Genomic DNA, 11,585 nt, shown 5'->3' with positions numbered 1-11,585 from the left:
ACGTCCAAGACCCATGTCCGAGACCCATGTCCGAGACCCATGTCCGAGACCCACGTCCAAGACCCACGTCCAAGACCCACGTCCAAGACCCACGTCCAAGACCCACGTCCAAGACCCACGTCCAAGACCCACGTCCAAGACCCACGTCCAAGACCGACCGTCTAAGCTGCCGCAATGCGCAGGGGGATGGCACGGATCCGGGAACTGCTCCGCCACAACCCCGACCCCCTCGACCTCTCCCTCGCCCTCATCCTCGGCGGCCTGACGATCACCTTCGCCTGGCAGACCCGGCAGAGCCTGCACACCAGGGACCACTACCCGCTCTACGGCACCTCGGCGATCCTCCTGACAGTGCTGGTCAACCTGCCGCTGGCAGTCCGCCGCCGCCGGCCCTGGTCCGCGCTGCTGGCCTCCGGCGCCGCGCTGGCCGCCTACACGGCCGCCGGCTACCAGTCCTCGCAGAACCTCTGGGCCCCGCTGCTCGCCTTCTACACCGTGGTCAGCCGCCCCGCCCGCCGCGCCACCAGGACCGCGGCCGCCCTGACCGCGGGCCTGTGGGCGTGGAACGGGCTGGAGGTCGGGGTCGGGCCGCTGTTCGCCGGCGGCCAGGCCGCGGTGGCCGTCGGGGTGGTCTGGTACTTCGCCGAAGGCATGCGCAACCTGGACCTGCGCAACACCCGACTCGCCGAGCTGACCACCCAGCTGCACGCCGAGCAGGCCGCCCGCGCGCAGCACGCGGTGACGGAGGAACGGCTGCGGATCGCCCGTGAGCTGCACGACGTGCTCGCCCACCACCTCTCGGTGGTGGCCATGCAGGCGGGCCTGGCGCGCTACGTCCTCACCGCCGACCAGGGCACCGCGGGCGGCGCCCTGGACACCATCGCCGACACCACCCGGCTGGCCCTGGACGAGATGCGCGGCCTGCTCACGCTGCTGCGCGTCTCCCCCGAGGACGGCGACTACCTGCCCGCCCCCGGCCTTGCCCGGCTCCCCGAGCTGCTCGACCGCCTGCGCGGCGCCGGCCTCACGGTCGCCCTCGGCGTCACCGGCCGGCCGCGCGAACTGCCGCCCGGCCTCGACCTGGCCGCCTACCGGGTGCTGCAGGAGTCACTCACCAACACCCTCAAGCACGCCGGCCCCACCGCCCGCGCCGAGGTCCTCCTGCACTACGCCGACCACACCCTGACCGCCCGCGCCACCGACGACGGCGGCACCGACGACGGCGGTACCGGCACGGCGCCGCTCGCCCCCCTCCCCGGCGGCCACGGCCTGATCGGCATGCGCGAGCGGGTCCACCTCTACGGCGGCGCCCTGACCACGGGCCCCCGCCCGACGGGCGGCTACGAGGTCCACTTCACCCTCCCCCTCGCACCGCCCGCCTGATCAGCCCTACTTGGGCCCGGTCGACTGCACCACCTCGAACGACCACAGCGTCGACCCGGCCGCCGCGGGCCGCTGCCCCGACTCCCCCGCCGGACGGTGCGCCGCCTGCATCGGCCCGCTCATCCACGCCTGGAACGCCTCCTCCGACGCCCACCGCGTGTACACGAGGTACTGATCGGTCCCCTCCACCGGCCGAAGAAGCTCGAACCACTCGAACCCGTCGGAGTTCTCCACCGCCCCGGCCCGCGACGCGAACCGCTGCTCCAGCACCTCCCGCTGCTCGGCGTGAACGGTCAGTACGTTGATCTTGACTACGCTCATGCCCCCATCCTGCCCCACCACCCCGCCCCGTCCGCCGTACCCCCGCCGCGACCGGTCGGCCGTGGTCGCCCGCGTCGATCTCCCGCCGCTCACCGCAGGCCGGGCAGGCTCCGCAGTTCGCCGATCCTGAGCACCCGGGCGAGCAGGACGAAGAGGACGAGCATCACCGCGCCGCCGGCCACCAGCACGAGCGCGGGCCCCCAGGTCGGCGCCGAGGCCGCCGGGCCGAGCAGATGTGCGGCCGCGCTGCCGGCCAGGCCCGCGCACGCCGCGGCGGCGGTCAGCTTGCCGTAGGTGCGGCCGAGCCGCTTGCCGTCCAGGCGTCCGGCCATCCTGCCGCGCAGACGCCGCGCGGTGAGCAGCAGGCCGACGCCGTAGGAGACACCGTAGGAGGCCGCCATCCCGGTCACGGCCCACCGGGTGGGGAGCAGCAGGTGGCAGGAGAGGGCCAGGGCGATGTTGACGGCAGCGATCCGGACCGCCACCAGGAACGGGGTGCGCGCGTCCTCGAAGGCGTAGAAGCCGCGCAGGAGGAGGAACTGCGCGGAGAAGGGGATCAGGCCCAGGGCGAGCGCCTGGAGCATGTGGCCCATCGGCCGGGGGTCCGCGACGCCGTGGGCGAAGAGCAGGGCGGTGATCTGCGGGCCGAAGAGGAGGAAGAAGAAGGCGGCGGGGACGATCACGACACCTGTGACCCGAAGGGCCCGGGAGAGCTCGGCGCGGACGTCGTCCAGGCGCTGCTCGGCCCCGGCCCGGCTCAGCCGGGGCAGCAGCGCGGTGACCAGCGAGACGGTGACGATCGACTGCGGCAGGGTCCAGATGGTCTGCGCGTAGGAGTAGGCGGTGTTGCCCACACCGGCCTTGGGCAGCGCGAGGTCGGCGGCGTTGGCGTAGTGCGTCACCACCGTGAGGGCGACCTGGTTGGCCAGCACAAACAGCAAGGTCCACCGCGCGGAGCTCACACTCTTGCGCAGACCCACGCCCCGCCAGTCGAAGCGGGGCCGCGGGCGGAATCCCGCCTCACGGAGGTAGGGGATCAGCGCGAGCGCCTGCAGGGCGATGCCGATCGTCGTCCCGATGCCCAGCAGCCGCACCTGCGCGGGCGTCACGTCGTGGACGCTGTGGGGCGCGGTCAACAGCCCGAGGTAGAGCCCGAACAGGGTGATCAGGACCAGGTTGTTCAGCACCGGGGTCCAGGTGACGGCGCCGAACTCCTCCCTGACGTTGAGGAGTTGACCCAGGACTGCGGAGAGTCCGTAGAAGAATATCTGGGGCAGCAGGAAGCGGGCGAAGACCACGGCCAGCTCGAAGGCCTGGTGGGTGGCGGGTGAGTCGGGCAGGTAGAGGCCGACGATCCGCGGCGCGGCCAGCACCGCCGCCACCGTGCCCACCGTCAGGACGCAGAGCGCCAGGGTCAGCAGGCGCTGCTCGTGGGCCCGGCCACCATCGGCGTGCTCCAGCCGGGCCCGCACCAACTGCGGTACGAAGGCCGCGTTGAGCGCTCCGCCGATCAGCAGTGCGTAGAGGCTCATCGGCACCGTGTTCGCGGTGTTGTAGGTGGTCGCCACCAGCCCGGTCCCCAGCGCGGAACCCTGCAGGACCAGCCGGATCAGCCCGGTGACGCGCGAGACCACCGTGCCCAGCGCCATCAGCGCCGACGAACGCGCCGGCCCGCCCGCCGACCGGCGAGCGGGGCGGGCCGCGTGACGTCCGCGCCGCCGCGCCCCGGTCTGCCCACCGGTTGTCCGCTCAACTGTCCCCGCCGCTGTCCCCGTTGCCGGAGACTCCCCCGTCCGATTCCCCATCCGCCCACTGTACGGCGGGAGATCGCCGGGCCTGCGGCGGTCGGCGGCGTCCGGGGCAGCAGTGTCCGGGCCGGCGGTACCCGGGACGGTCGCGCTCGGGCCGGTCGCGCTCGGGCAGCGTCAGCAGCAGCCCCAGTGCGAGCGCGACGGGCACCGCCAGCACGAGCGGCATCAGCAGCGCGAGCGGCACCGCCGACGCGAGCGCCGCCATCAGGACGCGCGGCCCTCGCCGGGCGCGACGGGCTCCTCCACTGCCCGGCCCTGGCGGTCCGGTCGGTCGTGCCTGTCCCCGGTCAGCTCATCGCTGAGGCGGGTGAGCAGGTCGGCCAGGTCGGCGAACTGCTTCTCGTCCCAGTCGCCGCACAGCTTGGCCAGCTGCGCGCGCCGGGCGGCGACCAGCTTGAGGGCCATCCGCTCACCGGCCTCGGTCAGCCGCAGCGGCAGGCCGTTGCGCTGTGCCAGCCCCTTGCCCTCCACCTCGGCGGCGGCCGCCTCCACCACGCCGGGCGGGACGATCTTGCGCTCGACGATCTCGGCCGGCTCCACCGAGCCCTGGTGGTGCATCTGGAGCAGTAGCCAGCTGGCGGCCGGCTGCAGGTCGAGTCCGGCCTCGACGGTGATCCGCCGGTAGAGGTCGCGCCGCGCCTCACGGGTGTTGAGCACGGCCAGCGCGCGGGCGATCTCGTCCACCGAGGAGCGCTCCACCGGGTTCATCCCGATCGACTCGCCGAGGTCGGGCGCGGTCACCGAGGCACGCAGCGGCTGCTCCTGGATGAAGAGCGAGAACAGGAAGGCGACGAACGCCACCGGCGCGGCGTAGAGGAAGACCTCCGCGATGGAAGTGGCGTAGGCGTGCAGCACGCTGTGCGCGACGGCCGGCGGCAGATTCTTGATCACGTGCGGGTCGGCGGTGATCGAGCTCGGCGCGAAGCCGGCCGGCAGCTGCACCCCGCGCAGGGCGTCGTCCAGCTTGTGGGTCAGCTGGGTGGTGAAGATGGTGCCGAAGATCGAGACGCCGAAGGACGCGCCGATCGAGCGGAAGAAGGTGGCGGCGGCCGTGGCCGTGCCCAGGTCCTGGTAGCCGACCGAGTTCTGCACGATCAGCACCAGCACCTGCAGCACCAGGCCGAGCCCCAGGCCGAAGACCAGGAAGTACAGGCTCATCACGGTGGTCGAGGTGGACTCGGTGAGCCGGGAGAGCAGGATCAGCCCCACCGTCACCACGGCCGTGCCGGCGATCGGGAAGACCCGGTAGCGGCCGGTGCGCGCCACGATCTGGCCCGAGCCGATCGAGGTGACCAGCATCCCGAGCACCATCGGCAGCATGTGCACACCGGAGAGCGTGGGCGAGACGCCCTGCACCACCTGGAGGAAGGTCGGCAGGTAGGTGAGCGCGCCGAACATCGCGAAGCCGACCACGAAGGAGATCACCGCGACCAGGCTGAAGGTGCGGGAGGCGAAGAGCCGGGGCGGCAGCACGGCCTCCTTGGCCGTGCGCTCGACCGCGACGAAGGCGACCAGCAGCACCACGCCGAGCACGCCCAGGCCGATGATCTGCCAGGAGGCCCAGGGGTAGGTCACCCCGCCGAGCGAGGTCATCAGCACCAGGCAGGTGGCGACCGAGGCGATCAGCACGATGCCGGGGTAGTCGATCCGGTGCCGGCGCTTGACCTCCACGCTGTGCAGCACCACGGCGATCACGATCAGCGCGACCACACCGATCGGCAGGTTGATGTAGAAGACCCAGCGCCAGGAGAGCTGGTCCACGAAGAAGCCGCCGAGCAGCGGGCCCAGCACGCTGGTGGCGCCGAAGACCGCGCCGAAGAGCCCTTGGTACTTGCCCCGGTCGCGCGGTGGCACCAGGTCTCCGACGATCGCCTGGGTCAGCACGATCAGCCCGCCGCCGCCCAGGCCCTGCAGCGCGCGGAAGGCGATCAGCTCGCCCATGTTCTGCGCCACGCCGCAGAGCGCCGAGCCGATCAGGAAGATCACGATGGAGGCCTGGAAGAACCGCTTCCGGCCGTACATGTCGCCGAGCTTGCCCCAGAGCGGGGTGGCGGCGGTGGACGCCAGCAGGTAGGCGGTGACCACCCAGGAGAGGTGTTCGAGGCCGCCGAGGTCGCTGACGATGGTGGGCAGCGCCGTGGAGACGATGGTCTGGTCGAGCGCTGCCAGCAGCAGGGCCAGCAGCAGGGCGCTGATCGGGACCCAGAGGTTGTGGACCTCGGCCTCCTGCGAGACCAGCGGTTCGGGCTCGACGGCCGGTTCCGCCATGGCGGGTCCTCCTCGGGGGCGTTTTGTTGCTTATCTGACGATCATTCCGACTTCTCGCCTTCATCGTGTCAGATATGTCCCGATTTACGGCTGGCGATTGCGCCATTCGTAAGCCGGGCGCCCCTGTTGGTGTCGGGGAGAGGTCCTGCATAATCGGGCGCGTTCCACGCTGTCGACAGTCCAGGAGGACCGGCCCATGCCGGGATTCGCCCACCCCGGCCCCGGCCCGAGTCCTGCCCCGGACCCCGACCTCACCGAGACCGCCGTCCTGCCGCACCTGGAGGGCCCGCCGCTGGTCCGCCCGTACGTGCCCGTCGTGCCGGTCCACGAGCCGGCTGACGACCCGTTCGCCACGGCCTTGCTGCCCCCGGTGCCCCCGCCCGCCGCGCCACTGCTGCCCCCGGCGCCGCCGTCCGCGCCGCCGCGCGAGCTCGGGCTCTTCCCGATCGCCGCCGAGGACGCCACCAGCGGCCCCGGTGCCGCCGGTGGCCGGGCCGCCGCGCGCCGGGCCAGGCACCGCAGACGCGGCGTGGTCGCCGCGGCCGGCGTCGGAGTGCTCACGCTCGGGGTGGGCCTGGCCTTCGCGCTGTCGCCCGGCCCCGGCGCCCAGCACCAGGCCCTGCCGGTGCTGCCCACCGGCGTCCCCGACCCGGTCGCCTCGCCCGAGCAGACCCCGCAGTCCGCGCCCAGCACCACCGCCGCCGGCAGTGCCCCGGCCAGCAGCGCGCCCGCCACCTCGGCGCGCCCGAGCCAGCCCGCCCCGCACCGCTCGGCCAAGCCCGCCGCGCCCACCACCCAGGCCCCGGTGGTGGCGCCTCCCGTCGCCGCGACCACGCAGGCCCCGCCGCCGCCCAGCAGTGCGCCGGCCGCGCCGCCGACCACCCAGGCACCCCCCACCAGCGCCGCCCCCAGCCCCACTGCCGGCGCCGGCGCCTCGGCCGACCCGGCGCCGAGCCCCACCGCGCTGCCCACCTACCGGAGCACCGGGCCCGCGGTCACCGCGCTGCAGCAGCAGCTGTCCGCCGCGGGCTGCTACGACCGGCACTTCACGTCCGGCGTCTACGACCAGGCCACCGTCGAGGCCGTGGGCAACTTCCAGAACTCCAACGCGCTCTGGCAGTCCCAGTGGGGCGTCTACGACCAGCCGACCGCCCAGGCCCTCAACGCGGGCGGCACCTGCTACTGACGGGCGCCGGACGCCGCCCGCAGAACGCCCCGCACCTGGCTCCGGGTGCCCGTCAGTAGCAGGTGCCCGGCACGGCCCTACGCCAGCGCGCCGACGATGCTGATCGCCGCCAGCACCAGCATGGCCGCCGCCGCGACCCGGATGATCACCTTCATCGGCACGTACCGCAGCAGCTTCTGCCCACCGAGGATCGCCAGCCCGCCGACCGCGCAGAGCGCCAGCCAGGCGCCCAGGCCCACCGAGAGCGGGTCGGCGTACTTGGCGGCCAGGTTGGCGGTCATGATCTGGGTCAGGTCGCCGAACTCGGCCACCGCCACCACCAGGAAGCTGGCCCCGGCCACCTTCCAGAAGCCGGTCGAGGACGGCTCCTTCGCCTCGTGCCCCTCGCCGTCGTCCTTGTGCAGCAGCAGCATCACCGCGCCGGCCAGGAAGAGCACCCCGCTGATCCCCTCGACCCAGCGGTGCGGCAGCAGCGACAGCAGGCTGCCGGCCGCCAGCGCGAGGCCGACCTGCAGCGCCATCGCCGCCGCGACCCCGGCGAAGACGTAGGCCGCGCGGTAGCGGGTCCCGAGCATCAGCGCGGCGAGCGCGGTCTTGTCCGGCAGCTCGGCCAGGAAGATGATGCCGAAGGTCACGGCGAATACGGTCAGGTCCATCGGGGTCGGTGTCCCTACGGTCGGGCTGCCGGCCACCAGGCCTCAAGAAAAAAAGAGACCTCGGCCCGACAGCACTGGTCATGGTCACAGCACTGCGGCCGAAGGTCTCGCCGACACCCGCCGAACAGGTGTCCCGGGCGCCGGGCCTTCCCGCGAGCGGGTCGGCCAGTATGTCGACGGTCCGGTGGAGGGCTACTCCCCTTCAACCCCGCCAGTCTAGCGGACGCCGCACCAGGCCCCGCCCCACCAGCTCAAGCACCACCACGATCGCCACCGCCTCCACCGCGAGCAGCGCGACCAGCACGAAGAGCTGCACCGCCCCGGCCGCCACCGGGGAGGAGCCGCCCAGCAGCATGCCGACGAAGGCGCCGGGCAGGGTGACCAGGCCGACGGTGCGGGTCTGGTCCAGCGCCGGCACCAGCGAGGTGGCGGCCGCCGTGCGGCAGATCTCCAGCCTGGCGTCGCGGTCCGGCAGGCCGAGCGCGAGCGCCGCCTCCACCTCGCCGTGGCGCTGGACCAGCTCGTCCAGGGCCCGGCGCCCGGCCAGCGAGGTGGCACTGAGCGCGCCACCGATCAGGATCCCGGCCACCGGCACGATGGAGAGCCCCTTGAGTGGCAGCAACCCGCTGCCCAGCAGCAGCACCAGCACCGGCAGCACCCCGGCCCCGATCGGCGCGGCCGCCCAGGCCCAGGACCAGCCGGGCGCGGTGGTCATCCGCCGCCCGGCGGTCCGCACCGCCACGGTGAACATCACCACGACGAAGAGCGCGGTCCACCAGAGCGAGTGGACCACCCAGGTGATCACGAAGGAGACCGCCGCGAGCTGCGCCACCGCCCGCGCCCCGGCCCGCAGCACCGCCCTGCCGTGCCCGAGCAGGCCCCAGCCGGCCACCGCGACCGCCACCGCCAGCAGCAGCGCCATCGCCACCCCGAGCAGCGGGGTGACCGGCAGCAGTTGCCCCGACCCGGCGGAGCCCGCCGCGACCAGCTGCGAGGGAGCCGGCCGGCTCAGATCCAACTGGTGAACCACATGTGGTCCTGCCACTGGCTCATCGGGATCACCTGGGCGGTGTAGAGCGGCAGGAAGTAGAGGAAGCAGCCCATGATCGCCAGCACGATGGCGCCGGCCGCCACCCCGCCGAGCGCCCGCCGCCGGGGCGCGCTGCCCGGCGGGCCGAGCATCGCGCCGAGCATCTGCGCCACCGCGAGGCAGAGGAAGGGCACCAGCACCACCATGTAGAAGGAGAAGATGGTGCGCTGCTGGAACTGGAACCAGGGCAGGTAGATGGCGGCCACCGCGCAGAGCACCGCGCCCGAGCGCCAGTCCCGCCGGAAGAACCAGCGGTAGAGCAGGTAGGCGAGCGCGAAGCAGGCGGTCCACCAGAGCAGCGGGGTGCCCAGCGCCAGGATCTGGGTGGTGCAGCCGCCGTGGTCGGTGCAGCCCTGCTGACCGGTCACCACCGGCTGCCAGTACATGCTGACCGGGCGGCCCTGGACCAGCCAGCTCCACGGGTTGGACTGGTAGGTGTGCGGGGTGGTCAGCGTGGTGTTGAAGCGCCACATCTCCGCCTGGTAGTGCCACCAGCTGCGCAGCGCGTCGGGGACCGGGCCGGGGCGGCCTGCGGCCCACTGCCGGTCGTAGCCGCCGGAGGTGGCGAACCAGCCCGACCAGGCGGCCAGGTAGGTGCCCACGCCGAGGACGACCAGCGAGGCGAAGGCGGGCAGCGCGTCGCGCCGCAGCATGCTGCGCAGCGGGGTGCGGGCACCGACCGCCCGGCGGCCCGCCTGGTCCCAGAGCACCGTGAGCAGGCCGAAGGCGGCCAGGATCTGCGCGCCGTTCCACTTCACCGAGCAGGCCGCGCCGAGCAGCAGCCCGGCGGCCAGCCGCCAGGGCCGCAGGCCCAGCCGCGTCCGGTCGCCGTCCGCGCCCGGCCCGGCGAGCCTGGCCCTGGCCCGGTCCCGGTCGACCAGCAGGCAGCCGAAGGCGGCCAGCACGAAGAACATGAGCACGCCGTCGAGCAGCCCGGTGCGGCTCATCACGAACTGCAGGCCGTCCACCGACATCAGCAGCGCGGCCGTACAGCCGATCAGGGTGGAGCCGAAGAGCCGGCGGCCGATCCGGGCCAGCATCAGCACCGAGAGGGTGCCGAGCAGGCAGACCATCACCCGCCAGCCGAAGGGGTTCAGTCCGAAGGCTGCCTCACCGAGCGCGATCACCCATTTGCCGAGCGGCGGGTGGGCGACGAAGGCGGGCACCTCGTCGAACGGGATGGTCTGCGGGTGGGCCAGGATCTGGTCGTTCGCGGTGGTCGACCAGACGCCCTCGTAGCCCTGGTGCAGCAGCGACCAGGCGTCCTTGGGGTAGTACGTCTCGTCGAAGACGAAGGCGCGCGGGTGGCCGAGGTTCCAGAACCGCAGCACCCCGGCGAAGAGCGCCACCGCGATCGGGCCCAGCCAGCCCGCGTGGCGCGCCAACGCGGGCGTCCAGGTGGTCAGCCGCTGCGGGACGGACAACTGGGCCGGCGGCGCTTCCCGCGCCGCCGGCCGCTCGGTGACTGCCGTCTGTGCCATGACCCCACCGCTGTCGACTGGATGACCGGACCGCCGTCGACCCTAGCGCCCCTCGGTGGGGCACTCGGTCGCGGCGGTCTCCGGCGTCAGCCTCTCATGCCGCCGTCTGGAGCTCACGGAGCGGCACGGCCACGGGCGCCGGTGCCTCGGCGTTGTCCTGCGCGGGGGTCAGGTGCCCGCGCAGCCGCAGCGCCAGCACGATGATCAGCAGCGTGCAGAGGGTCATCGCGGCCAGGTAGAGCGGCCAGGTGCCGGAGCCGACCAGCAGCACGCCGACCGCCGGGCCGACCGCGATCGCGGTCTGCTTGACCAGCGCGAACGCCGAGTTGTAGGTGCCCAGCAGCCGCGCCGGGGCCAGGTCCGCGACGATCGGGCCCAGGGTCGGGGCCAGCATCGACTCGCCGACGCCGAACAGCACGTAGATCGAGACGATCGCCACCGTGGCGGCCGCGGCCTCGCCGCGGACCAGCCCGGCCAGCAGGGCCGCGCCCCAGGCGCCGAGCCAGACCACGCCGGTGGCGGCCATCGCGGTGGTGCGCCGGCGGCGGGCGGTGATCCGCACCATGAACATCTGCAGCAGCACGATGGTCAGCGCGTTGGCGCCGATCGCCATGCCCAGGGTGGCCGGGGCGGTCTTGACCGTGTCGGTGGCGAAGGCCGCCACGCCCGACTCGAACTGGCCGTAGCAGGTGAAGAAGATCAGCCCGGCCAGCAGGCAGAGCCGCAGCATCGCCTTGTCGGCCGTCAGCGCGCGCAGCCCGCTGCGCTGCGGTCCGCCGTCGGTGACCAGGACCGGCGCGGGGCGGGGGATCCTCGCGCTGCCGGTCACGGCGGCCAGCCCGAGGAAGGTCAGCGCCTCGATGGTGAAGAGCCGGGTCAGGCTGGCCGGGTCGGCCGTGTCCACGATCTGCCCGCCGACCAGCGCGCCGATGCCCATGCCCAGGTTGACCAGGGTGAACTGCAGCGCGAAGGCGTGCGAGCGGGTCTTGGCGGTGGAGCAGCGCACGATCATCGTGGCCAGCGCCGGCTGGCAGGTGGTGACACCGCCACCGAACAGGAAGGAGGCGATCAGCAGCCCGGTGGTCCCGCTCGCCTGCCCGAAGGAGAAGGCGCCGGTGGCGGCCAGCGCGCAGCCGGCCAGCAGGACCGGGCGCGGCCCGTACTTGTCGATGCCGCGGCCGGCGAACGGCAGCACCACCAGCGCGGCCAGCGCGAAGACGGTGAAGACCAGGCCCGCGGCGAGCGAGCCCAGCCCGCGCACCTGGTCCACGTACACGAACATGTACGGCATCGTGAACCCGCTGCCGAAGGCGCTGAGCGCGTTGCCGAGCTGGACCCGGCGCAGGGCGCCCCCGGCGCCGTACTTCTGCTGCTTCATGGAGACACCCC

10 protein-coding genes are annotated in these 11,585 nt (G+C 73.3%); 2 read left to right on the top strand and 8 right to left on the bottom strand.

The annotated features are described in order from the left end of the window. Nucleotides 1-174 precede the first annotated feature (174 nt). Nucleotides 175-1,383, top strand: a complete 1,209-nt coding sequence (locus tag OG455_RS28485; RefSeq protein ID WP_266298514.1) for a sensor histidine kinase — start codon at nt 175-177, stop codon at nt 1,381-1,383. A gap of 6 nt (nt 1,384-1,389) precedes the next feature. Here OG455_RS28485 and OG455_RS28480 read toward each other — a convergent pair whose 3' ends face one another. From OG455_RS28480 to OG455_RS28465, 4 genes are all read right to left on the bottom strand, one after another. Continuing rightward, nucleotides 1,390-1,704, bottom strand: a complete 315-nt coding sequence (locus tag OG455_RS28480) for an antibiotic biosynthesis monooxygenase (protein WP_266298512.1) — start codon at nt 1,702-1,704, stop codon at nt 1,390-1,392. Between the two features lie 89 nt (nt 1,705-1,793). Then, nucleotides 1,794-3,353: a murein biosynthesis integral membrane protein MurJ gene (gene murJ, locus OG455_RS28475; RefSeq protein ID WP_266298510.1), complete on the bottom strand. Its 1,560-nt coding sequence runs from the start codon at nt 3,351-3,353 to the stop codon at nt 1,794-1,796. Between the two features lie 100 nt (nt 3,354-3,453). Then, entirely contained in the window at nt 3,454-3,720 is a 267-nt protein-coding gene (locus OG455_RS28470) for a hypothetical protein (RefSeq protein ID WP_266298508.1), read from the bottom strand. Further along, nucleotides 3,720-5,783 (bottom strand): MFS transporter, encoded by a 2,064-nt coding sequence (locus tag OG455_RS28465; protein WP_266298506.1) that lies wholly within the window; start codon nt 5,781-5,783, stop codon nt 3,720-3,722. The genes OG455_RS28470 and OG455_RS28465 overlap by 1 nt, the downstream gene beginning before the upstream one ends. A 196-nt stretch (nt 5,784-5,979) precedes the next feature. Here OG455_RS28465 and OG455_RS28460 point away from each other — a divergent pair, with 196 nt between their 5' ends. After that, a complete protein-coding gene (locus OG455_RS28460; RefSeq protein ID WP_266298504.1) occupies nt 5,980-6,969 on the top strand; it encodes a peptidoglycan-binding domain-containing protein in 990 nt (329 codons plus the stop codon). Nucleotides 6,970-7,046: 77 nt separating this feature from the next. Here the strand turns inward: OG455_RS28460 and OG455_RS28455 are convergent, their stop codons facing one another. The 4 genes from OG455_RS28455 to OG455_RS28440 all read right to left on the bottom strand — a co-directional run bounded on the left by OG455_RS28455 (nt 7,047) and on the right by OG455_RS28440 (nt 11,574). Next, complete coding sequence (locus OG455_RS28455) at nt 7,047-7,625, bottom strand: TMEM165/GDT1 family protein (protein ID WP_266298502.1); 579 nt, start codon at nt 7,623-7,625, stop codon at nt 7,047-7,049. A 202-nt stretch (nt 7,626-7,827) separates the two neighbouring features. Then, the gene (locus OG455_RS28450) at nt 7,828-8,547 is read right to left on the bottom strand and encodes an ABC transporter permease (RefSeq protein ID WP_266300982.1); all 720 of its coding nucleotides are present in this window, start codon (nt 8,545-8,547) and stop codon (nt 7,828-7,830) included. 86 nt (nt 8,548-8,633) lie between these two features. Then, nucleotides 8,634-10,196 (bottom strand): dolichyl-phosphate-mannose--protein mannosyltransferase, encoded by a 1,563-nt coding sequence (locus tag OG455_RS28445; protein ID WP_266298500.1) that lies wholly within the window; start codon nt 10,194-10,196, stop codon nt 8,634-8,636. 94 nt (nt 10,197-10,290) lie between these two features. Then, a complete protein-coding gene (locus OG455_RS28440) occupies nt 10,291-11,574 on the bottom strand; it encodes an MFS transporter (protein WP_266298498.1) in 1,284 nt (427 codons plus the stop codon). Between the last annotated feature and the right edge of the window lie 11 nt (nt 11,575-11,585).

The sequence above is a fragment of the Kitasatospora sp. NBC_01287 genome (genome assembly GCF_026340565.1).
Classification (GTDB): domain Bacteria; phylum Actinomycetota; class Actinomycetes; order Streptomycetales; family Streptomycetaceae; genus Kitasatospora.
The sequence above is the reverse complement of the archived record's forward strand: the minus strand, read 5'-3'. Positions and strand labels throughout refer to the sequence as shown.

Coding starts and splice junctions, on each gene's coding strand:
- OG455_RS28455 (WP_266298502.1), bottom strand. CDS start 7,625: ATGGACCTGACCGTATTCGCCGTGACCTTCGGCATCATCTTCCTGGCC.
- OG455_RS28460 (WP_266298504.1), top strand. CDS start 5,980: ATGCCGGGATTCGCCCACCCCGGCCCCGGCCCGAGTCCTGCCCCGGAC.
- murJ (WP_266298510.1), bottom strand. CDS start 3,353: ATGGCGCTGGGCACGGTGGTCTCGCGCGTCACCGGGCTGATCCGGCTG.
- OG455_RS28485 (WP_266298514.1), top strand. CDS start 175: ATGCGCAGGGGGATGGCACGGATCCGGGAACTGCTCCGCCACAACCCC.
- OG455_RS28440 (WP_266298498.1), bottom strand. CDS start 11,574: ATGAAGCAGCAGAAGTACGGCGCCGGGGGCGCCCTGCGCCGGGTCCAG.
- OG455_RS28445 (WP_266298500.1), bottom strand. CDS start 10,196: ATGGCACAGACGGCAGTCACCGAGCGGCCGGCGGCGCGGGAAGCGCCG.
- OG455_RS28470 (WP_266298508.1), bottom strand. CDS start 3,720: ATGGCGGCGCTCGCGTCGGCGGTGCCGCTCGCGCTGCTGATGCCGCTC.
- OG455_RS28480 (WP_266298512.1), bottom strand. CDS start 1,704: ATGAGCGTAGTCAAGATCAACGTACTGACCGTTCACGCCGAGCAGCGG.
- OG455_RS28465 (WP_266298506.1), bottom strand. CDS start 5,783: ATGGCGGAACCGGCCGTCGAGCCCGAACCGCTGGTCTCGCAGGAGGCC.
- OG455_RS28450 (WP_266300982.1), bottom strand. CDS start 8,547: ATGGCGCTGCTGCTGGCGGTGGCGGTCGCGGTGGCCGGCTGGGGCCTG.